This window comes from Neorhodopirellula pilleata (genome assembly GCF_007859915.1).
Taxonomy (GTDB): Bacteria; Planctomycetota; Planctomycetia; order Pirellulales; family Pirellulaceae; genus Rhodopirellula; species Rhodopirellula pilleata.
This window is the reverse complement of record NZ_SJPM01000006.1, coordinates 206,150-232,662: the sequence shown is the minus strand read 5'-3', so window position 1 is coordinate 232,662 and position 26,513 is coordinate 206,150. Positions and strand designations below refer to the sequence as shown.

Genomic DNA, 26,513 nt, shown 5'->3' with positions numbered 1-26,513 from the left:
CCGATCGATCTTCATGGTCATGTCGACCACGCTTTTGTTTGCCGCGTTCGTCCCGTCCGTTCATGCTCAGCGAGATCCGATTCGCTTGACCCATGGTCCGATGCTCGGTCAGGCGGGCTCGGAGTCCATCGCCGTGTGGGCACGGACGTCGGATCCAGGCCAGTTCACCGTTCGGTACGGCACCGTCGCTCCGCTCGCTCATGGCGGGGATGCGTCACAGCTTGAAAGCCCACCGGCGACAACGCGACTGGAGCACGATAATACGGGCGTTGTGATGTTGACGGATCTGGAACCGTCCACGCGATACTACTATCGGGTCTATGTCGGTGACTACCCTCAAGGTGATTTCGGATCATTCCGGACGCTACCGTCCAAGGAATCATCTCTATCGGAACACAACCCCGAGGGGTTGTTCAATTTTCGATTTCAGATCGGCTCGTGCGCGAATCAAAACCCGATGCATGGGATCGGACACACGTCACCCACGTACGAGCATCTCAACGCCCAGTGGGCCGACAAGGTCGACTTTCACATCATGAACGGAGATTGGTTGTACGAAGAACTTCGCGACTATCCCGTTGAGGCGTGGCGGTTGACCAACGGCGTTGAAAAAGTTCCCGATGCGTTGAAGGTCATGCCGACGCTCGCGGGCGTTTGGGAGAACTACAAGCTTTATTTATCGCGGCAGTCGGACCTCGCGAAATGGCATCGCAACGTGCCTAGCTATTTCACGTTCGATGATCACGAATTGGTCAACGACATTTGGGGTGCGTCGGAGGCGGGCAAGCGACATCGCCGGACGGTCTTTCGCGACATCGGAACTTATGCTTGGAACGATTACCTCGGTTGGGCCAACCCGATGGTATCCAATCAACGTCTGCATTTCGGTAAGGCCCGTTTGTCCGCCGGCAGCGACTTGCTCGTCGATCCTGAAACGAATTTCCGAGACTTGCCCTTAGATCAGATGTTGAACCTGCATGTCCATTGGGGGACCGCCGAAGCGGGCATCAACGACATGAAGTACGACAACGATGACGGAAACAAGAACTCGTACGTTTACGACATCATCGAGGTGGTCGACGAGCACACGTTGCGATTACACATGCCCGCCAAGAGCGACGACACGGTGAGCTATTCCATCGGCCAGCGCAGTTACGGCAAGTTCCGTGTTGCTAATTGCGAATTCTATTTGCTCGATACTCGCGGCGATCGTGACATGCACGATGTTTCGCAGCGTGACAAAGAAGGCGTTTCGATGATCGGCGAGACTCAGCGGAAATGGTTGCTCGATAGCATGAAGGCCAGTGATGCGGACTTCTATTTCGTGATTTCATCGGTTCCGATGATGATCCCGCACAGCGGCGCGGGCGGTTTCGAAGCCGACGCGGAGAACAAAGAGGAAGCTTGGACCGGATTCCTCGACGAACGCGAGATGTTGATCGATGCCTGGGACGCGATGGGCAAGAAAGTGTTTGTGATGACCGGCGACTTGCACAATAGTTTCGCGATCAAGGTCACCGACAACGTTTGGGAGTTCTGTTGCGGCCCTCACAACAGCGTCAACCACGTCCCTTCGCTAGATGAAAGCAACCGACCGGCCACGGGTTTATTTCAATTCGGCCCGCGCCAGTGCGATATCCGGTGGAGTAGTTACGTGCTCGCGGATATTCCGAGACTTGATCGACTGTACCCGCATTTTTGCGTCGTACAGTTGAACAACGTCTTCAACATGCCACCCAAGCTGGGTGGCAAACGCTTGGTCGCCTACCCGCATCCGCAAGTCGTGTTTCAATACTACGACGGTTGGACTGGAGAATTGGCTTACGCCGAAGCCGTCTCGCTGGAACGATAAGCACGTCCGGTGATGTCTTTCCGCTTAACTGAATTAGCCGTTTGGGCGTTAGCGGGCTGTTGATTTAGTTTGCATCGCAACCCGAAGCGTGAGTTTTTGAAGTTGCGCTTTTGCCTGTGGCATTGGTTTATCGTAACCCGACGCGTAAGCGAGGGATGAGTCAATATCAATTATCCCTCGCTGACGCAGCGGGTTACGATTAAATCAACAGCCCGCTAGCGTCAAATCGGCTAATCAACCGAATCACTTCACCAGACAAGCTTATCTAACGATTCAGTTCCAAGCCGAAGGTGTACCCAACTGCCAGGAAACTTTGCTCCCGGTTATCGCCGTCGTCGATTCGTTCGTCTTGGTCTTGCGATCCGAAGCTCCGGTCGTTTCGCCACAGTCCGAGTGCCAAGTCGATGAGCTGGAATCCTCCTCGCACATGGACCATCTGCGTGAGTTGGTAACCCACTTCGGCTCGGATGTCGTAACCGATGAAGAACTCTTCGTTGCGGGTGTATTCGATTGGCGTTGTCGTGGTCAAGTTTTGCTGAACTTCCGCACCAATGTCGAACCCATCGTAAAGCGTAGTCGTGACCCGAGTGTACTGCTTCAGGCACTGCAGGTTCAAACCGGCGAAGGTGCGGAATTCGGCCGAGTACCGGAAACGATTCATGAACTTGAAGTAACGAAATCCAGCTTGCATGGTGTAGATATCGTTCTCGATATCGGAGATGTCTTCGGTCAAGCGTTCGATCGCCTCGTCGTCAACACCGAGGTCGGTGAAGTAGGGCGGCAAGCCGACGACTAGAGGTAGATCGACGTCACGGGTGCGAGCGTAGTTTCGGAAGAAGCCGCGGTCGTCGCCGTCGATGTAACGAACACCGACCATCGGCTCGAGGATACCGCCGTAATGGTAGGGTTCCAATCGCCAGGTCTTGTTCAGCTCCACGCTGTTCATATCGAAATTGTTGAGCGAACGGCCGATGTCGTAGAATCGACGGGAAAAGCCGAACACATTGCCGTCTTCAGGAAAGACCGTCAACCCGAATCGGTTGCCACCAAGAGCGAAGAGTGGCTCGCCGTCCAAATCCGCTTCGTTGAGTCGGTTGATGCGATCGACCCGGCTGCCGTCACGGGCCGCAACGCTGAGATCCATGTAGGAAAACAGGATTCCGGTATCTTCGTCGGGATGCATGTAACCGACTTCGTAGCGATCACCGCTGCCTTCGTCGAGCTTATAGTCGTCCTCGAACCCACCGTCATCCTGGACCGAGTCCGGGCGTTTGCCCCACAGGTTTAGTTTATCGTAGGTGGCGAACCATCCCGAGTGAGCCCGTTTTTTGGGCTTCATGTCCATGATGTCCGCTTCGTAAATCGGCTCGAACCATTGAAAGTCTGGCTCGAAGGCGAAGGGGTCTGCCGATGGCAACAGACTGGTCTGTGCGGATACGCGGGAATGTCCGATGAGGGCATCGCCGGTAATCAAAACCAGGAGCATCGTTAGTTTAGCCGTCAGTTTCCGTACCGACATCGTTGTTCCACCGTCATGCTTAGAGTTGCCGTCACGCCCAGGCGCCCGCAGGAGCCTCCGATTGAGTCATCCGGTTCGGGCTGTGACGGTAGTATCGGTCGATCGGGTCCCGAAGGCTTAACCGGAATATCGGTCAAAACCGCAAATCCGCCAAAAACCTGACAAGCCGAATGTCCGGACTAATCCGATTATTTTGCCAAATGCCAACGGTGGGCCGATCCGGCGACATTAAGGGCATCGCTTTGGCCTTTGGAAAAGCCGCAGAAAAACGATGCTGACACCTCGAGCCGGTTTGGCTAAACTGGGGGGAGATCGAACGCTTTTCTCTCCGATCACCCCCTCCCTCCATCCTCGAACGCTTTCTTTTCTAGTTGGTGTTCCACTGATCGTCGTGTTTCGCGCGGTCGCCTTTTCCTCCCGCTCTTTTCTCCCACCACCGACCGGTTCTTCTCATCATGGAACCCTCCTCCTCGCCACGGTCGGCACGCGACAAACGTCGCGGCCAACCTCGTATGCGCCATCCCGATAAGGAAGTCGATCAACGCGTCCGCGAACTCGACGCCGAACGAGATCCACTTTCCCTGCCCGAAGAAATCGTCAGCGAGGTCACCAAAGCTGGCGGTCGAGTCGGAATCCCCACGCCCAATGAGCAAGATTCCGGGCTCAATCTGGTCCAGTTGCAGCAATTGAGTCACCCGGAGTTGTTGGCCATGGCCAGCCAGGATGGGCTCGAAGACGTTGCCGGATTGCCCCGACAAGAACTCGTGTTCCGTTTGCTCAAGACCAAAATGAGCGGCAACGGGTTGATGTACGGCGAAGGGACGCTGGAAATCCTGCCCGACGGTTTTGGATTTCTGCGAAGTGCTCAATACCATTATCTCTCGTGCCCCGACGATATTTACGTCTCGCCGAGTCAAATCCGCCGCTTCGGACTGCACACCGGAAGCCACGTCGCCGGGCAAATCAGACCGCCTAAAGAAAACGAACGCTACTTCGCGCTGCTGCGGATCGAGGCGATCAATCATCAGGAACCCTCACGTCGACAGAAACAAATTCCGTTCGACGAATTGACCCCGCTGCATCCGCGAACCCGGATCGTCATGGAACACCAGTCCGATGAACTGAGCACGCGAATTGTCGACATGCTCACCCCGATCGGATTCGGCCAACGTGGTTTGATCGTCAGCCCGCCACGGGCCGGCAAGACGCTGTTGATGCAACATCTCGCCCAAGGTGTCCTGAAAAACTACCCGGCCGCCTACGTGTTCGTGTTGTTGATCGACGAGCGGCCCGAAGAGGTCACCGACATGGAACGAGAGATTCGTTGTTCGCAATGCGAAGTCATCAGCAGCACCTTTGACGAGCCTCCCGCGCGACACATCCAGGTCGCTCAAATGGTCATCGAAAAGGCCAAACGGATGGTCGAATCGGGGACCGACGTGGTGATTTTCTTGGACTCGATCACCCGCTTGGCTCGCGCGTTCAATAGCGATCTTGAATCGTCCACCGGCAAATTGCTCTCCGGCGGCCTCGACGCGGGCGCGATGCAAAAACCCAAGGCCATCTTCGGCTCCGCTCGGAAGGTCGAGGAAGGCGGCTCGTTGACGATTCTGGCCACCGCGCTGGTCAACACGGGTAGCCGAATGGACGATGTAATTTTCGAAGAATTCAAAGGGACGGGGAATCTGGAAATCGTGCTCGACGCCGACCTCGTCCACCGTCGCATTTGGCCGGCCATCGATATTTCCAAAAGCGGCACCCGACGGGAAGAGATCCTGTTCGACGCCGAAGAATACAAGCGAATCGAATCGCTGCGACGATCGCTCGCCGAGCTTTCCCCCGCCGATGCCATGGATACGCTGGTCAAGAAGGTCAAAACGACTCAAAATAACGCCGAGTTGTTGCTCAGCATTCCGCCGGAAGGATAGTTCCGCTAATGGGCTGTTGATTTAGAATCCATTCCCTCACTTAGAAACGACGCCGTGACACCATCCATCGACGGAACCAGCGGAGAGATCCCCACGGGCCGAATCGCGATTATTGCTAGCCGTTACAACGAATCGATTTGCGATTCGATGTTGGCCGCCGCGATCGAAACGTTGACTGCCGCTGGCATCGCTCAGGATCGTTTGTGGATCATTCGTGTGCCGGGGGCGTGGGAATTATGTTTGGCCGTCGAACAGACTTTTCAACATCCCGACGTGCTTGCCGCGATCACGTTGGGCTGCGTGATCCGAGGCGAAACGACCCACGACGAACACATCAACCGAGCCGTCAGCGATTCGTTGATGAGGCAATCCATTGCCAGCACTCGCCCGGTCGGATTCGGTTTGCTAACCTGCAATACGTTGGAACAGGCGATCCAGCGGAGTGGCGGAACCGTCGGAAACAAAGGCCACGAGGCCGCCGAGGCCGTCCTGGAGATGCTGCGTCTGGGTCTGAAACTTCGCTAGGGCTTTGTCAAACCCTAAAATTAGGGTTAGTGAAGTGGGCCGACGCTAGCGGGCTGTTGATTTAGTTTGCATCGCAACCCGAAGCGTGAGCGAGGGATACCTACAAAGGATTTAATAGCGTTCAATCCCTCGCTGACGCTTCGGGTTACGATTAAATCAACAGCCCGCTAGCCGCAGGCATTGCTCAACGCCCGACGCTAACGCGTTCGGCTCACCCTAAAATTAGATTTTGACGAAGCACTAGGACCTCGGTTTGCCCGCTGGCCTTGTCCTGCCTATGCTGGTGGCGTTGTCCCGCGATCTTCATTTTCGCTTCACCCGTGATTCCCCTTGAGTTGGTCCCGTCATGCCTCTTTTCGAAATCGAAACCGACGCCCACATCATCATCACTTGGGCCGACGATGAAGCCGCCGCCCGCGAAGTGGTCGACGAAGCCTACCCCGAAGACGAGCTTTTGCGGATGACCAAACGACCGAGAAATTCTTGGGTCATCAGTAAAGGAGCGCTGGGTTTGACCGATCGCACTTTGGACCCCTGCATGATCGCCCGGGATTGCTTGAGCAAGTCGGCCGGTGACAAGGTCAACGCGATCCGTTTGTACCGGATGGAAACCGGATGCGACGTCGATCAAGCTCGCCGCGCGATCGAATCGAACATGGTGATGGGGTGGTGAGTCACCCGGCCCGCTCGGGGTTGGATACTGCGAACTCGGAGAATGCGGGTTCGATTAGCTTGGTTTCCAAAGACGCTAATTCGACTCGGCCGACTTGGCGGCAATGGTTGTCGATCATCGTCATGGTGATGCCGTTGATGGCCGGTTGTGACGGATGCCGTTGGACCCAGTCACCTGACGAAACTGCTGACGACGAAACGACCAAACTCCCTGCGTTCACTTCTCGACCTACCCAGGCGTATCCGATCAGCCGGGCGGACGCGGGGACGGGTGGCTCGCCTGACGGGTTTATCAAACCGGGTCATTGGACGACGGTCGGGTTTGCCCTCCGCAGTAACCGCGACGACCGTCGTGGATTCGTGCAGACGTCCGGCGAAGCCCTCAAGCCTTCGAGCGAATTCATTGACGCCAATGCGATCATTCCGGCTGGTGAGGTCAACCTGCCGGATTCGATCACGCCCCGGTCGGCTCTCGCGAAATCCATCGTGACACAGCGTCCCGTCGTGCTACCCAAAGGTCAACTACGACGGTTCGACACACGCATGCTAGCCCCCATGGAACCGAGGAAAGCGATCGAAGCGGTCGCGATGGGTGGCGAGTTCGTGGCGACCGATTCAACGAGTCGGATGTTCTTGGAACCATCGCGGTTCGCCGCCTTGCAGGCTCAGACTTACTTCATGGTCGTTTTGACCGATCGAGCCGAACGGTTCACGCGATTGCAAACGGCCGATTGGGTCCGACCCTATCAAAACGACTTGTCGTTCTATCAAACTCGGGACAACTATCGTATCGTCATCCCGCCCACCGAAGGCGTGTTGCCGATCGCCGAGACCGCGTTGGACTGGACCTCCACGTCGGTATTGTTTTGGGATGACCTGCCGACGCGAGCACTCACCCGGTCGCAATCGACCGCTATTGTCGATTGGTTGCATTTCGGCGGAACACTCGTTGTCAACGGTGTTCGCGCCGCCGACGCGTTGAGCGACAAGGCTTGGGCACCGTACCTACCGATCGTCAACGATGGCAGCGAGGAACTCGCCGCCGATCCCGCTGCCGAGTTCTTGCGTTCGCTCAGCGTGCCGACCGATCTTTCGATCGGCAAGATCGTCGAAGGCCTTCAAGGTGAAACGCCCGAAATCACTCTGGCGGGAAGCCCGCACGTCGCGGCGACTCCGATCGGCAACGGCGGAATCCTGTGGGAACGTCGGGTCGGGCGGGGACGGGTGGTGCAAAGCCGCATCGACTTGCTCAGCGATTGGATCACTTCATGGACGTCCTACGACAGTTTTTTCAATACCGCAATCCTGGCCCGACCGCCTCGTCAATATCGCGTCGACCAACAGGCGATGAACCTACAACGCGAAGCGAATGAACCGGTTCCCCAAGGGTTATCAAACGCAGAAAACTCAGAGTCGTCCAAAACTGCTGACGCAGATGGCCTTCCGCCGCTGCGTCAATACTTTGTGGGTGTTTCCGCTGAAGAAGTCCACCCGGCGATCAACACGAACGTTCGATTCGCGTCCCGCGATAGCACCTTTGTTCGAACGATAGACGATGTTGAGACAATCGAGCCCAATGCGAATGAAGACGATGTCGACGCCGATGAAACCCCGACGACGGACAAGACTTCGCCGCTCTCCGCATGGATCGCTCCGCAATTATGGACGCATCCGGTCAGCGGCTTGGGTGGATGGAAAGACGACAGCCCGTTGATTGTTTGGTGCCGAGAAACCCTCGTCGGTGAAGTCGGCATGTCGATCCCGGATTCGAAACTGGTGTTTCGCAGCCTTTTGATCTACTTGATCGTCTTGATTCCGATTAACTACATCGTTTTCCGATTGCTCGGTCGCTTGGAGTGGGCTTGGCTGGCGGTCGTTCCTTTGTCGGTTTTGGGGGCATTGTACGTCGCACGTGCCGCGCAGCTCGATGTCGGGTTCGCCCGCAGTCGCAACGAAATCGCGATGCTCGAGATTCCCCGCGATCACTCGCGTGGTCATTTGACCCGGGTGCTCGGTCTATACAACTCACTCGCGAGCCAGTACCGCATTGACTTCGATAGCCCCGACGCGGCGATCAGCGTGATCGAATCCAAATCCGGCCAACGCAACGACGGCATGTTTACAAGCGGTGAACCGGAATTGAAATTTGGGTACGAAGCCGGCATCGCGATGCAAGGCATTGCGGTGGGGAGTAATTCGTTCCGCGCCCTGCACGTCGAACAATTTATTGATGTCGAAGGGGCGATCCGGATCGATCGAAACGATGGCGAACGTCTACCGCACAGCGGCAAGGTCCTCAATCAATCCAATCTCAATCTACTCGACGGATATCTCGTCGAGCGAGACATGGACGGCGTGATGAGTTTCGCGTCGATCGGCGAACTCAGTTCCAACGGCCAAAAGTCTTATCAACTTAATCAAGTTCCGGCGATCAATGCCGCGCAAGATCTGCCGATGGGCATGAGCGACGTGATCGAACGATTGATGTCGCCCGCCAATACCGAACTGGGATCAGCCAAACTCATCGCTCGTATCGATCAACCACTGGGAGGTTTGACGATTTCACCCGATTGCCAACAAGTGCGATCGCAGACCGTTGTCGTGGTTCACCTGGATTATCCACATCGTCCCGCGATTCAACCGGACGAGAATTTGAAAGACGATTTCCGGCCAAAGGAATGAACCGAAATACTGCAGGCTGTTGATTGAGTGCGTTCGTCAGTTTTTGTGAGCCGATGGCGCTAGCGGGCTGTTGATTTAGTGCACGATTGGGCGTTTTCGTTTAACGGCAAGCCGCAGGCGTCTGCGTTCTCAAGCTCTATCGCCTGCGGCTTGCCGTTAAACGACTAAATCAACAGACCGCTAGCCACGGGTTCCGAATGGTGGCTTGTTTGCCGTAAAGCCCGCGGCTACCACCGTCGGCTCACTAAATCAACACGCCGTTACGCAGCGGGTTACGATTAATCGACGTGCCGACCGGCTTGGATGCGGCTACTGCAAGCTCGGTTTGATTTCGGAGGCCGGTTTGGGGATCGCGAAGAACGTGTTGGCCCTCCGAACGCTTTCAGGATCCACTTTCTTGAGTTCTTCCATCGCCTCGGCGGCTTCAGGTTTGGGGCACGCCCGCAGGTAATTGATGACCGGCACACGCACCCAATTGTTGTTAGCGTCGGCGGCCAAGAATAGGTTTTTCAACTTCTCGACTTGGCTCCAATCTTGCCAACGGGCTAAATCGGGAATGACCAAGTCGGCCAAGTCCTCGCGATCAAGGATGTGATGCAGCGATTCGACCAAAGCACTCCGAGCGATCACACCGCCTTCGGTTCCGTGAAAACGGATCGCCATGATTGCCGCGTACGTGTCGGCGTAGGACGCTTTCTTGTTCACCAAGAACTCTTTGTCGATCAACTCCAGTCCTTCTTCGCCCGAAAGGGTCAAGTAACAAGCGATCAAGGCATCCAATCCGGTACGAGCCGTCTTTTGCGTGCTCATTAGCATGTCTTTCAACATCGGCACGTCGTCCTTCGTCCCGCAGACGCCGAGCATGGTCAGGTACAATCGCTTGCGGTCCGGTGACATTTCCTCATCACCGATCCACTCGATCAATTGTCCACGGTCCATGTCAGATTTCAGCTCTTGGACGGCGGCATACGGAGCGATTGCGAACTCGTCGTATGCGTCACGCGACAACATCGAGTCTTCGTCTTCGAGGTATTGCATGTAGAACCGAAGTCGCGTCGCATCGTCTTGTTTTGCCAATTCGGGAATTTTGGCGACGTACGATTCCGCTCGCGGCGTCAGCGGCAAACAGGACCACTGCATGTCATTGGGGTCAACGCCCGAAAGTAAAAATCGGCGACCGTGTGCAACGTCACCAAAATAGACCGCACGGACTTCCGTGCCGACTTCGACATGCTCGGCTCCCTTGAGCACGGACTCGACTTTCATGGCCACTTCGCCGGTGTCGGCGTTGCGGGTGGCGTCACTTTGGGTGGCCGTCGCGATGACGACCGCATCCATCGCCTCCATTTCCTGACGCAAGGTTTGGGCGACGGCGCTACAAAACGGGCAGGCGAACGCCAACTTGGAGGGAACAATCGCCGACACGACAATGACGAACAGTGACGCGGTTCGAACGAACCGGGACAGAGATGGAAGACGCAGCATAGTGGGCTTTGGGAGGCAGGTAGGCTTCGGGTGCAGACCGATGAAGTACGAAAACGAGGTGGCTGCTGTTCAATTGTAGCGAACAATGGCTCGTTTCCGTGAGGCGGCTACGCTGCAAAACGAAAACAGGACGCTCAACGCGGCGTGGCGTCCTTGAGGGATTCCACCTATCGCTGGATGGGATATCCGCTCGACGCACTGGTACTGCCGGGCATGTAACCAGCCGGACGAACCGAACCAGCGGAAGTGTTCGTCGAGCTGCTTTTCGTTGCGGTCGCGGACTTGAATTCGGGGCTGGAACTTGCGTCCGTCGATAGCGGGGATGAGGCTCCCGCTGGCTTCGATGTGCTGGTCGGAGAAGCGCCCAATGCGGCGACCGCAGTGCCAATGTCCGCTTGAGTCGCGGAGGCCGTCGGTGGCGTCGTTGAGGGAGCTGCCACGATGCCCGACGGCAAGGTAAACCCACCGCCATTGGCGTAGGTCGACGCGCTCGTCGCTGAAGGACTTGCAGGCGTTTGACCCGAAGCCGTTTGACCGCCGGCTAAACGCGACGGGGTGAGCGAATTCATCGCCGGCAATGCGAACGCGTTCGCTTTGGGTGCCGCGTCGGTGCTCGTCTTTTCAGAAGTCGTCGCAGGCGGCGAGGCTCCGGCAAGTTGATAACCGCTGGGCAGTTTGGTTTGAGTGGCCGGGGCGGAAGCGACCGAGCCGGTCGAATTGTTGGCCGAAGCGGTGGATTGGGTCGGGGTCGTCCCCGAGGCAATCGGAGTGCCTCCGGCGGCATACCCGTTGGCGGCTGCGGCAGCGTAACTGGGAGTCGGACTGGCCGAAGCGGCGGTCGATGGTGGCGGCGTCGATCCGGGGATCGCGTAGGCCGGCGGTGCGGTCTGGTTCCCCGCCAAGGCATAGGGGTTCGAACCGCCTGGCGGTGTTACACCGGGAACTCCCATGCTGGGCGTCGTCGGCGTGCTGGGTGTCGGCGTTGCCGTTCCGCCAGCAATCGATGCGATGGCTTCAGGCGTTGCCTTGGCAGATGGCGGAGCGGGATAAGTCAGCGTGGGGCCGGAACCGGCAAGCATTTCTGCCGACGGTTCACCTCGACGGCCGAACAAATTCCAACCGGGTTTGCCGCTACGGCAGCCCGTCGAAAGCATTGGAGTGATCAAACAAGTGACCAACAGGGCACGCTTTCCCCACCGAGCACGTGAGGCGCGGCGAGGTTGATCGGCGGAAAGATTGCGTTTGGTGAGTTCGATGCGCATCGTTCTTGCGTCCTGGGGTACTCAGATTGTCGTCCATCTGATTTGATCGGCCGTTTATTTCCGAAAATTCAGGTCAATCGAATAATTCGGTACAATCTGACTCTCGTTGGAAGCGTTGGTCCTATGAATTCACCATTCCGGGTGTCAATGCCAGCTTTCCAAAAACACTCGCCGCCCCCCAGCTTCAAGAGAATTCTTGCAAGATGTTTCGCTCCGTTCTGCCCGGTTTTTTCGTCGCCCTCACCGCATTACTCGCTTGCGTCGCCTGCTGGGACGTTGCGATCGGTCACGGTCAGGACCGCCCGAATATCGTCTTGGTCATGGCCGATGATCTCGGGTACGCTCAAACGGGTTACTACAATCACCCACTATTGCGGACGCCGAATCTCGACGCACTCGCCGAAAATGGCTTGAGGTTGGATCGTTACTACGCCGCCGGACCGGTTTGTTCTCCGACGCGAGCGAGCGTCTTGACCGGACGGACGCATGAACGAACCGGAGTGATGGAACACGGTTACGCGCTGCGTCGTCAAGAATCCACACTCGCGACCGCGATGGCCGAGGCCGGGTACGCGACCGGTCATTTCGGCAAATGGCATCTCGATGGGCTTCGCGGACCCGGCGTGCCGATCTTCGCCGACGACCCGTACGGACCGGCACAGTTCGGATTCCAAACCTGGTTGTCGGTGACGAATTTCTTCGATCGCGATCCGCTGCTCAGCCGAGGCGGGCAATTCGAAAGCTTCCAGGGTGATTCCTCGGAAATCATCGTCGACGAAGCCTTGAAATTTGCTCGCCAATCCAAACGCAGTGACCAACCCTTCTTTGCGGTGGTTTGGTACGGAACACCCCATTCGCCTTTCAAAGCGTCGGCCGAAGACATCGCGTCATTGGCCGATACCCCCGGACGTAAGGAGTTGGTTGAATCGATGGATGCCCAATCGATTCAACAATACGGCGAACTCGTTGCGATGGACCGTAGTTTGGGGACGCTTCGCCGGGGGCTCCAAGAGATCGATGCCTTGTCTTCGACGTTGATCTGGTTTTGCAGTGACAACGGCGGACTGGGCGACATCCGACCGTCGGCGACCGCCCCGTTGCGTGGCCACAAAGGCCAACTCTACGAAGGCGGCTTGAGAGTGCCGTGTGTTTTGCACTGGCCCGATCGAATCGAACCGGGGCGGGTCAGTCGATATCCGGCTTGCGCGATCGACATCGCACCGACCGTCCTCGACCTGATCGGCGTGTCGACCGACTCGTTGACCAAACCCCTCGACGGGATCAGTTTGAAAGAGCTGCTCGTTTCACCATATTCTGCACCGGAGAAAAGCCGTCCATCGCCGATCGGGTTTCGCTACAAAACCGAAAGCGCCGTGGTCGACAATCCATGGAAGCTGATTCGGACAAAAAAAGGCGACGAACTGTACAACCTCGACGAAGACATCGCCGAGCAAAGGAACCAAGTTTCGAGCCATCCAGAACAAGCCCGGCGGCTGCGAGCTTGGTTGGATCAATTCAATCAATCCGTCGATGCGAGCGTCGCGGGAGAGGATTACCCTGAAGGCCAAGTCGACCCCGATCATCCACGTCCTCGTTTTTGGACCGACCTACCCGCCTACCAAGCCAAGTTCCCACAATGGCGCGACCGCTGGGAATACCAAAAGACGATCGAGCGAGCCAAGAAACCAACCAAGTAGGCTGGGTCGCAGCGATAGCGAAGACCCGGCAGGCTGCTAGCGGGCTGTTGATTCAATCCTCATCGAAACCCGACGCGTGAGCGAGGGATACTTCAAATAGAATTAATGGCGCTCAATCCCTCGCTGACGCATCGGGTTACGATTAAATCAACAGCCGCTAACCAAAAGCCGAAAGCAATCGCCACAATCCATTCGCCGGGTGTTCGTCGTCAAAGCCCTCCTTCACCCAGCCTACAAATGTGCCACGGCACGGTATTCGCATGATCAGGCGATCGCCAAGACACCTCCTCTCGGAATACTGAAGTCTTGGGGAATCGAACACATGAGAACAAGACGATGGGAACGAACCGATTTCAGGCAAACCCTGACCGCACACCTCGCGCGATCTTAGCACGCAATCGGCGAGCGATGAGCCGGTCGGAAGTCGCCCTGAAAATTTTGATCGGCAGCGTGCTGGGGGCGGAGTTGGTCGGCGGTTCGACACTCCTCGCTTTGGGCGTCTATGCGGGATTTGGAGCCATCCAATCGCCTGCGTTTTCTGCGACTTGGCTGTTGGTCTTCGCCGTTTTGGGAGCCATCTCAGCGGTCCAGTACCTCCCGCCTTTCTCACGCGATCGAGGACGCATCGCGGATTTTCTGATCGACCCCAAGCACCTTGGTGGCTCGCTCGGATATTCAAACGTCAAGCTTCAAGAATACTTCGCAAAGCCTGCTGGTTTTCCTGTGTATCGAACAACGCGATTACGGGGATTCGAAATCCGGAAACGACGATCGATTCGATCGGACCCTCGGTGAGTTTGTGAGCCAAGTCATAGTTCGTTCGGCCGTTGGGGAGGATGTACTGTTCCACCGATTCCGCATCGCAGTCGATGATCCAGTATTCCTTCACGCCGTGCAAAGCGTAGTCATCGAATTTGACGCCTCGATCACGATGGGCCGTTGAATCCGATAGAACCTCGACGATGAAATCCGGCGCGGGGAACTCCATCGTATCTCCATCGAACGTGGCCGCCTTTTCCGCATTAAAAAAGCACACGTCGGGTTCGTAATCGTTGCGGGTCAAACAAATCAACGCTTTTTCTGTGAAAACTTCGCCACTTTGATTCGCAATGACATAGTGCCGAAGCAAACTCACCAAGTTATCGGTCACCCGCAAATGCTTCGCCTTAGCTGGCGAATGCATTACCATTTGGCCAGCGATGAATTCCGCCTTGACGCTAGGCGTCAGATCGGCCCGAAAACGTTGTCGGCGCTGTCGTTCCGCCTCCAGCGTTGCGTTGATCGTTGCGGCAATGCGAGGCAAATCCGGCCGCGACATCAGCGACGTTAATTCAAATTCTTCGAGCATCATCCCACTTCCGGCGAAACAAATTTTCCACGCCTCGATTCTAATCGAATTCGACCGGGCGTGGAGCACTTGAGTGTTGACCCAGACCTCGTGCACCTCGCTCGCTCGTTGTTCACTGGAATATTCTGCTGAGATCGATACTCAACCGACAATCTTCGCAGATGGTTAGATCCAAAATCTGTTCGATCGTTTCTTCGGCCCATCGGTTGGATTGACGATGAAGTATGATCGTTCGTTTTTCATGATCAACGATCAGGTAGTTTCCGACGCCCTTGTCTCGATACAGTTCTCGTTTGTAAATCCTATCGCGTTCGATCGAGGTTGCCGATATCACTTCGACCGTCAGTGCGGGAGCCTGCTCAACGTGACGTTCGGGAGATTCCCCACAAACCACCAAGACGTCAGGCCGAACAACCGTCGTCGGGTCGACGACCCAGTCGATTTCGGCGATCACTGTTGCGGCGCAATTCGCGTTCTCGACGGCATTGACTAGCAGACTAGCGATCTTGGTTAGGATCGCTTGATGTCGTCCGAAAGGGCTGGGGCTCATCGACACGGGGTGGCCCGCCCAAAGTTCCCAATCACCCTTCCACTGCATGTAGTCATTAACGGTGTAAAGCGGTTGATAGCGTGCGAGGGCTGACATGGCCGATCTTCAGAAACGTTTCGGAATGAAGTTGTTGAAATGCTCACAGTATACCCGATCAAGTTCTCCCTTTCGGGAAGGCGAGCGGCGATTGTTTTTCTACCGCATCGGGTACTTTTTCTTCTGTCACTCGGCAGAGTAGCAGTTCGATTGGCTGCTCAGTTACTCGATCAGATTCTCGCCACCGGCGATCGTGGCGTCGCCTCCGGTGACTCGCATGACTTCGTCTTGTTCGTTGCTCAGGTTGCCTTCGCCTTGAGTCATTGTTTTATCCTTGGATCGGTTCGAAATGACTTGAGCTTTCGGCGACGAAACCTCTTCGGGTTTGGCGATCGGAGCGTTTGAGTCCTCGATCATCCGAGCCGGCACGCCGTGGGGGAACACCAACTCTCGGGCTTCATCGGGCATGCTGACTCCCGCTTCGGCTAGCGTTTCCTTGACCTGACGTATGACACTGCTGCTGACTTTCAATCCCGAATGCGTGGACTGATCGATCCAGTAATAAGTTTTCAAGTTCACCGTCGCCGCGCCCAACGCATCGACCAAGACCAGCGGAGCGGGGTCCTTGATTACGGCCTCATGTTTGAGCAACGTTTGCATGATGAGCTCTTGGGCATCGGAGATCGCGTCTTCAAACCCGATGCCTACAGCGAACGTTAATCGCAGCAATGGTGTGGCGGTGAAATTCAAAATTTTGGACTTGTAGACGGTGCTATTGGGGATTTGAATTTGATTGCCCTCGAGTGTGTTCAATACCGTGCCGCGGGTGGTGACCTTTCGAACGAATCCCTTGGCACCGTCGACTTCGATCAAGTCTCCCACGCGAAACGGATGGTTGATCGAAATCAAGATGCTCGAAAGGTAGTTTTCGGCGATATCACGGAAAGCAAATCCAAGAGCGAGACCCACCAAGCCCGTGCCACCGAGCAGGGTGACGGCAAGCCGTGTCAAACCGGAAACTCGCAAGGCGATATAAAAGCCGATGATGAAAACCATCACCGCGAACACGTTCGCGATCACTTGTCGTAACAACGTGTTTTCGACACGTCGGTTCGCCAAATACCCGCTGATTCGGGCGGTCAATTTGGCAAGAAAGTAGGAGAGGATCGTAATATGTTAGGATGTTGTTTGAGAAAGGGGCCCGGTGTTCTCACGAGTCGAGACAATTCAGATGGTCGAATCGCAGATCCAGTGGTTTCGAAAGATTCCCGCCTTCGGTGGGTTGAGGGCGGCAACTTTGCAGTGGATCCAAGAACGATCGGTGCAACGAATGGTCGCCCAAGGAGAATTCTTCTTTCGGGAAGGTGATCCGGGTGAGTCGCTCTACGTCATGGTTTCCGGTGCCGCCGAGGTGATCCGGATGCGAGGGGACCAATCGGTGACGCTCGGGGTGATGGGCGTCGGTGATTGCTTCGGTGAAATGTCGCTGATCGATTTTTGTTCACGATCGGCGTCAGTGGTGGCACGAACAGATTGCGAAGCGATCGAGGTGGCACGATCGACGCTGGGCAAGCTCTATCGAGAGAACGCGGAAGAGTATGCGATCATCATGATGAACTTGGGACGTGAAGTGAGCCGGCGATTGCGAAAGGCTGACGATCGACTGTTCATGATCGATCGTGATGGGTTTGCCCCCTCCGTTTAAGCCCTGATTTCTTTGCCAGCCGGCCACCTTGAGTGGCACCGATCGGTGTAGAATGGCGGCCTGCTTGCTCACTCCCGCCTCGCTGATCCCGCCTATCCCGCCATGACTTTTTCACGCATTACAACAGCCTTCCTGTTGTCGCTGCTATCATTCTCGGCGGTGTGCCTATGCCGATCCAATGCTGCCGCCGCAGATTCCCGCCCCAACATCGTGTTGATTTTCACCGACGACCAGGGCGTCGGTGATGTCGGCTGCTACGGCAGTGAGATACCAACACCTTCAATCGATCGGATCGCCGCCGAAGGCTTGAAGATGACGAACTGGTATTCGGCTTCTTCCATCTGCACTCCTTCGCGATACGGCCTGTTGACGGGTCGCAACCCGTCTCGCTCCGCCGATTCTCTTCTCGGGGCGCTGATGTTCATGTCCGACAGTGACAAGTCACGAGGGTTACAACCTCAAGAAGCGACGTTCGTATCCTCGTTGAAAGACGTTGGTTATCAAACCGCGTTAATCGGCAAATGGCATTTGGGACACGGATCGGAAGAGTTCTTGCCCGTCCATCACGGCTTCCAATTGTTTAAAGGGCACACCGGCGGCTGCATCGATTATTTTACAATGACCTATGGGATCATTCCCGACTGGTACGAGAACACCCGGCACGTATCCAAGGTCGGTTATGCGACGGAATTGATCACCGACGAGGCGGTCGCGTACCTGCAAAGGAACGCCGAATCCGAATCACCGTTCTTTCTGTACTTGGCCTACAACGCGCCCCATTTCGGCAAAGGTTGGAGTCCGGCGGATCAGACGACAGTCAATTTGATGCAGCCCCAAGCATCTGATCTCAAGCGAACCGGCGAGATCAGCGACAAGATCCGCCGTGAATTCGCCGCGATGGTCGTATCGTTAGACGACGGTGTGGGACGAGTTATGCGGACACTCGAAACGACGGGACTGAGCAACGACACGCTCGTGGTTTTCTTAACCGATCATGGTGGTGATCCGGTTTATGGTGGCAACAACGAACCCTTGCGAGGAAAGAAAGCCACGTTGTTTGAGGGCGGTATCAAGGTCCCGTGCCTGATGCGATGGCCGGGCAAGATTCAAACAGGACGTGTCAGCAATGCGGTAACAAGCAGCTTGGATTTATCGCCGACGCTGTGTCGTATCACCGGTGCCAAGCTGCCATCAGGACCACAAGACGGTATCGATCTGACGGAGCACGTGCTCAATGGCTCGCCACTTCCGACACGGACGCTTTTCTGGGAAACCGGAAAACACCAAGAACTCGGTCGTGGCAATTGGACCGCCGTGCGGTCGGGTGATTGGAAGTATGTCCAGGAGCCTTCGGGAACCGAATACATGTTCAATTTGTCGGTCGATCCCAACGAACAACACGACCTAAGCCAGAGCAATCTGAGCCAACTGAAAACGATGCAAGTTAAAGCCTTGGCGATGCATCGCGATTGTCGCAATACGACCGAATGAACTTTCCGTAGTGGCGACTTTCAGTCGCCAACCCCAGCAACGTCGACTGAAAGTCGACGCCACGTTAAGAATGCCGAACCCACTAGCGAGAAAATTTGATGAAGCGTTTGATTTTCCCCGACTTGTTTCTGCTTTCCGTTGTGATCACCTTGGTGTTCTCGGCGGCCACTACCAGCAGTACTCAAGCACAGCAAAACGGCAAAGCGAACGAACCCAAGCCTGACCCAAACTTGATTGCGGGCGAACGTCCGCTTGAAATTCTCAATCAACTCGGTCTCTGGCAAGAGATGTTCAATGGAACGGACTTGTCGGGCTGGACCGGCGATACCCAAGGTTACGTCGCCCAGGACGGGGTTCTGGTCTGTCAAAAAGGCGGAAAGAATCTTGTTAGCGAGAAGGAGTACTCGGATTTTGCCTTCCAGTTCGAGTTCAAACTCGAGGAGAGCGGTAACAACGGAATCGGAATTCGTGTTCCCAAGGGCGGTCACGCGGCAAGCGACGGGATGGAGATTCAGATCCTCGATCATCACGGCGCACGCTACCAAGGCGACTCCGACTTCGGCGGTGGCAAACGAAAACTCAGTTGGCTGAAACCATGGCAATACCACGGTTCAATTTATGGCATCGTTCCCGCCAAAACCGGCTATCTTCAACCGGTCGGACAATGGAACCAAGAAACCATCATCGCTGTCGAGGATCACATCATGGTGATCCTCAACGGGGCCGTGATCGTCGACGCGTTTCTCGATGACGTTCGACCGGTCGACGGGAATGAGCACCCGTCGATGTCAAACCGCAGTGGCCATGTGACGTTGGCCGGTCACAGTGATCGTGTTGAGTTTCGTGGGTTGAGAATTACCGACTTGGCGACACCGAAACCTCTGCTTAAGGAAAGCGTCGACAATACACCGCCCGATGGGTTTGAAGCTCTCTTCAACGGCAAGGACTTGAGTGGCTGGAAAGGCTTAGCACACCAGAACGCCAACGAACGACGAGCCTTGACCGGCGAAGCCTTGCAGCAAGCACAAGCGATCGCCGATGAGATCATGAACGCGCACTGGAGCGTTAGTGACGGCGTGCTGACTTACGACGGTCAAGGTCAAAGCTTGTGTACCGACCGCGACTACGGCGACTTTGAAATGTATATCGACTGGAAAATCCCCTCCGGAGCCGATTCGGGAATCTATCTTCGCGGGACGCCACAGGTGCAAATTTGGGATCCGTGGGACGCACGAACCAAATCAGATGCCGATGCACCGCAGACGCCGGAGGACTGGGTCGCCGCCTACAAGAACGGTCGCAATCTGGGATCGGGCGGTCTCTGGAACAACCAACGTTGGCGCAATTCACCGACGACCTTGGCGGATAAACCACCGGGCCAATGGAATTCCTTCTTCATTCGCATGGTCGGTGAAAAGGTCAGCATTTGGCTCAACGGCAAGCCGATCGTTGACCGCGTGAAGCTAGAAAACTACTGGGATAAAACCCGCAAGATGCCGATCCCACGCACCGATCAAATCGAGTTGCAACACCATGGCAGTGAGTTGTTCTTCAAGAATATCTATCTGCGTGAACTGCCTTATTAGTGCTTCCCCGAATTTGATATTCGATGAAGCACTAGCCTTTCGCCCGTAGTTCGCTCAGTCGGATCTGTTTCGAAATGCGAGTCTCGTTCTCGATATCACGAATTTCCATCAAGATGGTTGGATCGCTGGCTTCCCAGTCAATTTCAATTACCCCGAAGTTCTCCTGGTGGTACGTTGCCGGGTGAATTCGAAATCGATTCTCGGTTGGCGTCCCGCGTTGATGGATCTGATTGAGACTGCTTGATGTCAGATCGTAGAGCGGATAACCCCGAGTGAATTACTACCTAATGAAGGTTTTTCGGTCTGTCGATTCGATACTGATTTCTGCCTTCTTGTTGGCGGTGATAGGCGCGTCTGCTTGGGTGTTGTTTTCGCCTCTGCCGGTATCGGGCGATGAAAAAACCGATCGTGTTACGTTCGATACGAACGTTTTGCGAGCCCGTTTTGAAAATCACTGTTTTGGTTGTCACGGCGACGGTGGCGAGGAAGGCGGCTTTAGCTTTGAACAACTCGCCGCCGGCGATTACGGTGACCAAACGATTCGCAAATGGGAGGCGGTTTGGCAAAACATTCGCGCCGAAACGATGCCTCCGTCGGACGAAGACCGACCCAGCGTGACGACACGGTCGGAATGGGTCGATTGGATTCAGTCCGATGTTTTTCGTTTGGACGCGACCCAAATCGATCCGGGTAGGGCAGTCCTGCACATCTCGCCCGTGTTGTTCGAGAAGTATTTGTCAGCTGCAGACAAAATCGTCGGCGATGCGATCCAAACGAGTGGACCGAGTTGGCCCGAAACGCGGTTCTGGTCAGATCATTTTAGGATGGATTCGCCGGAGGGACCGAAAGCTCACGAAGTCAAGTTTAACGATACGCGTCAGTTCCATTTTCAAAAGAAGATCGATCGCTCTGGGAAGTACGACGTAGCTGTAAAATGGAGCCTCGATGGCGCGTGGACCAATACCGATCAAGCGGCTGAGATAACGCTGTGGTTGTATCCGTCCGATGACGACGAACCGACTGAGATCGCGCGACATCTTGCTGGGTTCAATGAAAAGACCAGCGGCGTGCTATCCGCGTCGGTGGCTGTCGGCGACCAACCGATGCACCTGAGTGTCAAGTTTCACCCGACGTCCAAGGACACGACCAGCAAGCAGCTCGACAATCCCGGTCCCGCTCCCTACTCGTTTCGCGTCGAGTACATCAACTTCGTTGGTCCGACCGATGGTGACGTTCGCAAATATAATCGGGGGCAAAAGATCCTATTCAACGGCCCACCGCCTTCGGACGCTGACGAAGCGGCGTTGGACGCGATGACCGGCGAAGTGATCGGTCGATTTGCAACGCGTGCATTTCGCCGACCTATCGACGATGCGACGTTGGCTCGGCTTTGCCAAATCGCACGCGAAACTCGCCAGATTCCGGGCAACCGATACGAACACGGGATTGCCGCGGCGATCAAGCTGGTGCTCGCTTCGCCAAGATTTTTGTTTCGAATTGAAAAGGAGATGCCGGCAGCACAACTCGCCGCCATGCCGAGTCACCTACCTACATCAGCATTAGGCGAACCGATCGACGATTTATCGTTGGCGACCCGAATTAGCTATTTCTTGTGGGGCGGCCCGCCGGACGACGATTTGTTGTCGGTCGCCCAAGACGGCAAGCTGCGAGAAAACCTCGACCAACAGATCGATCGAATGATCGACCAAGAATGGCGACTGCGAGTCGGCGTGGGGAATTTTGTCGGTCAATGGCTCAAGACCCGCGACGTACATTCGATTCCGGTCGATGTCCGACGCGTGCTGGCCTTTCGCGGTGATGACAAGATGTTCCCCTGGCAAGTCCGCGAGGCGATGAAGCAGGAAACCGAAACAATGTTCCGGTACCTGATCGAAGAGAATCGCCCGATTCACGAATTGCTCAATGCGGACTACTCGTTCATGAACGAAAGCTTGGCTAAGTTTTACGGCATCGCGGGCGTCCAAGGCGATAAGATTCGAAAAGTGGATTTGCCGCCGGACAGTCACCGTCGCGGTATCTTAACCCACGGTTCGGTGTTACTGGTAACGAGCAATCCGACACGAACGAGTCCGGTCAAACGAGGCTTATTCATTCTTGAAAACCTACTTGGTACACCCGCCCCGCCCGCGCCGCCGAACGTCCCATCGCTGGAGGAATCGCAGTCGGGCGATATGAAAAACGCATCGCTACGCCAAGTATTGGAACAACACCGCCGCGATCCCGCGTGTGCGTCGTGCCATGCTCGGATGGACCCGTTGGGACTAGCGCTGGAACACTACAATGCGATCGGGCAGTACCGAGAAATGGAATGGGGTATGCCAGGTTGGCGAGGACGCGACCCCGAACCGGACAAACCGATCGATCCCAAAGGCGTTCGCATCTTCGGCGGACGCCACCGAGCCGATGAGGCTGTGTTACGTCTATGTGCCCAACGGCGTGAACATGAAACATTGGCGACCGGAAGGCGAAGGTGCCGATTTCAAGTTCAATCGTTCAACCCGATCGCTTGAGCCGTTTCGTGACTCGCTGCGTTTCATCACCGGGCTGGAACATCGCGAAGCCTATATTCACCGCGACGGAGCGGGTGACCACGCTCGCGCCGGCGCGACATTCCTTACCGCCGCTCGCCCGCACAAGACCGCCGGATCCGATATTCATCTGGGTGTTTCGGCGGACCAAGTCGTTGCGCAAAAGATCGGCCGTCTCACTCGCTTGCCATCGCTGGAGCTATCCTGCGACGGCGTTCGAAACAGTGGCAATTGCGACTCGGGGTACTCGTGCGCCTATCAATACAACATCGCCTGGGCGGATGAACGGACTCCGGTACCGCCGGAATCCAATCCTCGCTTGGTATTTGAGCGTTTGTTCGGTGACGGGTCGCACGGCGAGCGTCACGCGAACTATCAACGACGTCAGCAAAGGCAAGAATCGGTCATCGACTTTTTACGTGAAGAAGCCAACTTCGTGGCACGACAGATCGGGACCGAAGATCGTCGCAAAATCGATGAGTACCTTACCGGTATAAGGGCGATCGAAAACCGCATCGAGAAATCCGAACGATTCGGCTTACCCGTCGATCCCGATGTGCCAACTCCGTCAGGCATTCCAGAAAGTTACGCCGAACACATGCGATTGATGATCGACGTCATGTCGCTTGCTTTGGCTACCGATACCACGCGAGTGTCCACATTGATGCTGGCCCACGATGGCAGCAATCGATCGTTCAAGGAAATCGAAATCGGTGACGGTCATCACGATCTTTCGCACCACAAAAAAGACGAAGAGCGACTCGAAAAGATCGCCCGCATCGACGCGTTCTATTGCGAACAATTGGCCTACTTGTTGGGTGCGATGAAATCACATCGGTTGGATTCGGGGTCGACTCTGTTGGACAATACTTTACTGGTGTATGGCAGCGGTATCTGTGACGGCGACCGTCACAATCATGATGACTTGCCGGTAATCTTCGCCGGTGGCGGAGCACAAGGCATCCGAAACGGCTTGCACCAAAAGCTTTCTGAAGCAACCCCGATGGCAAACTTGCACTTGGAACTGCTTGAACGAATGGGCACCCCTAGGCCAAAATTCGGCGATAGCACGGGCAAACTCTCGTTAGAATCGTAAGTCCTGTTATCCTACCAACGCGGCTCGGTACCACGACGCTCCGCGAAGTGCATTCGTTGATGTCGATGGTAGAACGCTTAGCGATTGACGGTGCTTCCCAAAACGACGCGATATCGTTCGAAATCCTCGCCGTCGCCGAGCCTTTTTGAGTTTTCTGAAACCGTCAAGGCATTGTCAGTAGCGATATCGCGAATCGCTAACCGCGTGCGAAGGACTGCTGCTCATCTGCGGGAAACGGATCGAGTCTTCGAGACGATCTGGCATTCTCAACTTCTTTTCTAAAAAGATGTCGATCACGGCGACGGCTGTTCGATCAATATGAAAGCGACAAGAATCCGCACAACAAATCAGGCATCCAGGTCGGGAGATGAAGCGATGAAGTTCATTTGCATGGGGTTTTATGACGAGACCAACTACCAATCGATGTCCGACGAAGAGGGACAGCGAATGATGGAAGCCTGCTTGGCTTATGACGATGAGCTGCGTCTGGGAGGCCACTTTCTCGGTGGGGAAGCACTGCAGTCGGCGACCAACGCGGTCACACTGCGAATGAAGAATGGTTCGGTCGATATTACCGACGGGCCCTATGTCGAGACAAAAGAAATCCTCGGCGGAATTCTTCTGCTCGAAGCACGCGATCTCAATCACGCCATTGCGTTAATGTCGCAGCATCCGGGCGTGAAAATGGGCCCGTTTGAAATTAGGCCCGCCGATGAGGAGATGAATCAAGTGATCGCCGCTCGACACGAAACGTTCTTGAAAAATCACGGGCCGAAACCTAGCAGCGTAGGAAACTCGGTTCGGCTACACCGGGTGTTTCGTGCGCCCGCCCAGCGTGTTTACCAAGCATTCATTGACGCCGACGCGATGGCTCGATGGCTGCCACCCTACGGATTTATCGGCGAAGTCCATGAAATGGATGCCCGTGTCGGAGGCGGATACCGCATGTCGTTCACGAATTTCGAATCCGGTCAATCCCATTCCTTTTCGGCCAAATACATCGAACTAACACCCTACCAACGAATCCGACACGTTGATCAGTTTGACGATCCAAACCTACCTGGAGAGATGCTAGTGACCATCTCGCTCCAAACCGTGTCATGTGGCACCGAGTTGACAATCGTACAAGAGGGAATCCCTGATCCGATCCCGACCGACGCGTGCTATCTCGGATGGCAAGAATCACTATTGCAATTAGCACAGCTCGTTGAGCACACCATTCCACAGGATCAGTGAATCGTTCGGCAGGGAACATCGGATATTACGCAACTAACCAAGGACAAAACATGAGAGTCATGGTGATCGTGAAAGCGACCAATAGCTCGGAGGCGGGCCAGCTTCCCAGTGAGTCGTTGCTGGCCGCAATGGGAAAATTCAACGAGGAACTCGTTCAAGCCGGAATCATGAAAGACGGCGACGGTTTGAAACCAAGCAGCGCCGGCGTGCGAGTTCAATTCAGCGACACCGATCGTACCGTGCTTGATGGACCGTTCGCGGAGACCAAGGAACTGATCGCCGGTTACTGGATATGGGAAGTCGATTCGATGCAGGAAGCGATCGACTGGGTCAAACGCTGTCCCAATCCGATGCCTGAAGATTCGGAGATTGAGATTCGTCCGTTCTATGAAATGCAAGATTTTGCGGCGAATGATCCAGACGGTCAAATCGCAATGCAGGAAGAATCACTGCGTGACAAGATTGCGATACACGACAGCGTCGTTCAACCCTATTTGTTTTTCGCCGGGCGATGCGAGGAAGCTTTGGCGTTCTACGAACGGGCTATCGGAGCGAAGGTTCTAATGAAGATGCGGTTCAACGAAAGTCCGGACGCGGTGCCTGATGGCATGCTGCAGGCCGGTTTCGAAAACAAAATCATGCACGCATCGTTTACCGTCGGAAAAATGACCATCATGGCCTCAGACGGTTGCGACGATCAATCCAACTTCGATGGCTTTCGTTTGGCGCTTTCCGTTGCGTCCGAAACGGTTGCCGACTCCACGTTCAACTCGCTTGCCGAAGGCGGTAAAGTCGACATGCCTCTTACAAAAACATTCTGGTCGCCGTGTTATGGAATGGTGACCGACAAATTTGGTCTAGGTTGGATGGTCATGGTTCCGGGAGAGAACCTAGAATGAAATACATGCTACTGATTTACGCCGCCGAGAGTTGCTGGACCGAGGACGAACGTAAAGCTTGCATGATCGAATCGATGCGCATCTGCGACGAGCTTGAAAAACAAGGTAAGTGGGTCGCATCGTCGCCATTGCATTCGGTCACAACGGCGACAAGCGTTCGCGTTCGTGATGACAAAAAGCAAATCATGGACGGTCCTTTCGCCGAAACGACTGAGCAGCTTGGCGGCTACTACATCATCGATGTGGACAACCTAGACGAAGCGATCGAGATCGCCGCACGCTTGCCACCGGCGAAGAAAGGCACCGTCGAAATCCGCCCCCTGTTTCCGTTACCGGAACTGCCCGAGCCTAGCCGTAGTGGATCTTGTTAAAGATCCCAACGATTCAGGATCTTT

At 55.5% G+C, this 26,513-nt stretch carries 20 protein-coding genes; 14 read left to right on the top strand and 6 right to left on the bottom strand.

Translation table 11 applies throughout. The features are described from left to right. The first annotated feature begins 13 nt into the window (after nucleotides 1-13). The gene (locus Pla100_RS15745; RefSeq protein ID WP_315853479.1) at nucleotides 14-1,852 is read left to right on the top strand and encodes an alkaline phosphatase D family protein; all 1,839 of its coding nucleotides are present in this window, start codon (nucleotides 14-16) and stop codon (nucleotides 1,850-1,852) included. Between the two features lie 265 nt (nucleotides 1,853-2,117). On the opposite strand, the gene Pla100_RS15740 is transcribed toward Pla100_RS15745, so the two are convergent. Beyond that, on the bottom strand, nucleotides 2,118-3,338 hold the full coding sequence (locus Pla100_RS15740) for a hypothetical protein (RefSeq protein ID WP_231603110.1): 1,221 nt from the start codon (nucleotides 3,336-3,338) through the stop codon (nucleotides 2,118-2,120). A 545-nt stretch (nucleotides 3,339-3,883) separates the two neighbouring features. Between Pla100_RS15740 and rho the strand changes: the two genes are divergently transcribed. The 4 genes from rho (at nucleotide 3,884) to Pla100_RS15720 (ending at nucleotide 9,178) form a co-directional block, all read left to right on the top strand. Continuing rightward, nucleotides 3,884-5,299, top strand: coding sequence for a transcription termination factor Rho (gene rho / locus Pla100_RS15735; protein WP_146578821.1), 1,416 nt, complete (start codon nucleotides 3,884-3,886; stop codon nucleotides 5,297-5,299). 54 nt (nucleotides 5,300-5,353) lie between these two features. After that, complete coding sequence (gene ribH, locus Pla100_RS15730; protein ID WP_146578650.1) at nucleotides 5,354-5,824, top strand: 6,7-dimethyl-8-ribityllumazine synthase; 471 nt, start codon at nucleotides 5,354-5,356, stop codon at nucleotides 5,822-5,824. Nucleotides 5,825-6,170: 346 nt separating this feature from the next. Beyond that, entirely contained in the window at nucleotides 6,171-6,497 is a 327-nt protein-coding gene (locus Pla100_RS15725) for a DUF6793 family protein (protein WP_146578649.1), read from the top strand. Beyond that, complete coding sequence (locus Pla100_RS15720) at nucleotides 6,440-9,178, top strand: hypothetical protein (RefSeq protein WP_231603109.1); 2,739 nt, start codon at nucleotides 6,440-6,442, stop codon at nucleotides 9,176-9,178. The genes Pla100_RS15725 and Pla100_RS15720 overlap by 58 nt, the downstream gene beginning before the upstream one ends. Nucleotides 9,179-9,487: 309 nt before the next feature. On the opposite strand, the gene Pla100_RS15715 is transcribed toward Pla100_RS15720, so the two are convergent. Both Pla100_RS15715 and Pla100_RS15710 read right to left on the bottom strand, forming a co-directional pair. Next, the gene (locus Pla100_RS15715) at nucleotides 9,488-10,663 is read right to left on the bottom strand and encodes a hypothetical protein (protein WP_146578648.1); all 1,176 of its coding nucleotides are present in this window, start codon (nucleotides 10,661-10,663) and stop codon (nucleotides 9,488-9,490) included. 167 nt (nucleotides 10,664-10,830) lie between these two features. Continuing rightward, a complete protein-coding gene (locus Pla100_RS15710; protein WP_146578647.1) occupies nucleotides 10,831-11,925 on the bottom strand; it encodes a hypothetical protein in 1,095 nt (364 codons plus the stop codon). Between the two features lie 203 nt (nucleotides 11,926-12,128). On the opposite strand from Pla100_RS15710, the gene Pla100_RS15705 reads away from it, so the two are divergent. Next, nucleotides 12,129-13,622, top strand: a complete 1,494-nt coding sequence (locus Pla100_RS15705; protein WP_146578646.1) for a sulfatase family protein — start codon at nucleotides 12,129-12,131, stop codon at nucleotides 13,620-13,622. A gap of 682 nt (nucleotides 13,623-14,304) precedes the next feature. Here the strand turns inward: Pla100_RS15705 and Pla100_RS15695 are convergent. The 3 genes from Pla100_RS15695 to Pla100_RS15685 form a co-directional block, all read right to left on the bottom strand. Continuing rightward, complete coding sequence (locus tag Pla100_RS15695; RefSeq protein ID WP_146578645.1) at nucleotides 14,305-14,973, bottom strand: Uma2 family endonuclease; 669 nt, start codon at nucleotides 14,971-14,973, stop codon at nucleotides 14,305-14,307. A 109-nt stretch (nucleotides 14,974-15,082) separates the two neighbouring features. Further along, the gene (locus Pla100_RS15690; protein WP_146578644.1) at nucleotides 15,083-15,616 is read right to left on the bottom strand and encodes a Uma2 family endonuclease; all 534 of its coding nucleotides are present in this window, start codon (nucleotides 15,614-15,616) and stop codon (nucleotides 15,083-15,085) included. A gap of 162 nt (nucleotides 15,617-15,778) precedes the next feature. Then, the gene (locus Pla100_RS15685) at nucleotides 15,779-16,699 is read right to left on the bottom strand and encodes a mechanosensitive ion channel family protein (RefSeq protein WP_231603108.1); all 921 of its coding nucleotides are present in this window, start codon (nucleotides 16,697-16,699) and stop codon (nucleotides 15,779-15,781) included. A 61-nt stretch (nucleotides 16,700-16,760) separates the two neighbouring features. Between Pla100_RS15685 and Pla100_RS15680 the strand changes: the two genes are divergently transcribed. The 8 genes from Pla100_RS15680 (at nucleotide 16,761) to Pla100_RS15645 (ending at nucleotide 26,489) form a co-directional block, all read left to right on the top strand. Next, on the top strand, nucleotides 16,761-17,261 hold the full coding sequence (locus Pla100_RS15680) for a Crp/Fnr family transcriptional regulator (RefSeq protein WP_231603107.1): 501 nt from the start codon (nucleotides 16,761-16,763) through the stop codon (nucleotides 17,259-17,261). Nucleotides 17,262-17,363: 102 nt separating this feature from the next. Continuing rightward, nucleotides 17,364-18,752: a sulfatase family protein gene (locus tag Pla100_RS15675; protein ID WP_146578642.1), complete on the top strand. Its 1,389-nt coding sequence runs from the start codon at nucleotides 17,364-17,366 to the stop codon at nucleotides 18,750-18,752. A gap of 98 nt (nucleotides 18,753-18,850) precedes the next feature. Beyond that, the gene (locus Pla100_RS15670) at nucleotides 18,851-20,338 is read left to right on the top strand and encodes a 3-keto-disaccharide hydrolase (RefSeq protein WP_146578641.1); all 1,488 of its coding nucleotides are present in this window, start codon (nucleotides 18,851-18,853) and stop codon (nucleotides 20,336-20,338) included. 272 nt (nucleotides 20,339-20,610) lie between these two features. Then, on the top strand, nucleotides 20,611-22,869 hold the full coding sequence (locus Pla100_RS15665; RefSeq protein WP_146578640.1) for a DUF1588 domain-containing protein: 2,259 nt from the start codon (nucleotides 20,611-20,613) through the stop codon (nucleotides 22,867-22,869). Then, nucleotides 22,802-23,983, top strand: coding sequence for a DUF1552 domain-containing protein (locus tag Pla100_RS15660; protein WP_197167976.1), 1,182 nt, complete (start codon nucleotides 22,802-22,804; stop codon nucleotides 23,981-23,983). Before Pla100_RS15665 ends, Pla100_RS15660 begins: the two co-directional genes overlap by 68 nt. 375 nt (nucleotides 23,984-24,358) lie before the next feature. Beyond that, complete coding sequence (locus tag Pla100_RS15655) at nucleotides 24,359-25,219, top strand: SRPBCC domain-containing protein (protein WP_197167975.1); 861 nt, start codon at nucleotides 24,359-24,361, stop codon at nucleotides 25,217-25,219. A gap of 50 nt (nucleotides 25,220-25,269) precedes the next feature. Next, the gene (locus Pla100_RS15650; protein WP_146578818.1) at nucleotides 25,270-26,118 is read left to right on the top strand and encodes a YciI family protein; all 849 of its coding nucleotides are present in this window, start codon (nucleotides 25,270-25,272) and stop codon (nucleotides 26,116-26,118) included. Then, nucleotides 26,115-26,489, top strand: a complete 375-nt coding sequence (locus Pla100_RS15645) for a YciI family protein (protein WP_146578637.1) — start codon at nucleotides 26,115-26,117, stop codon at nucleotides 26,487-26,489. Before Pla100_RS15650 ends, Pla100_RS15645 begins: the two co-directional genes overlap by 4 nt. The last annotated feature ends 24 nt before the right edge of the window (nucleotides 26,490-26,513 follow it).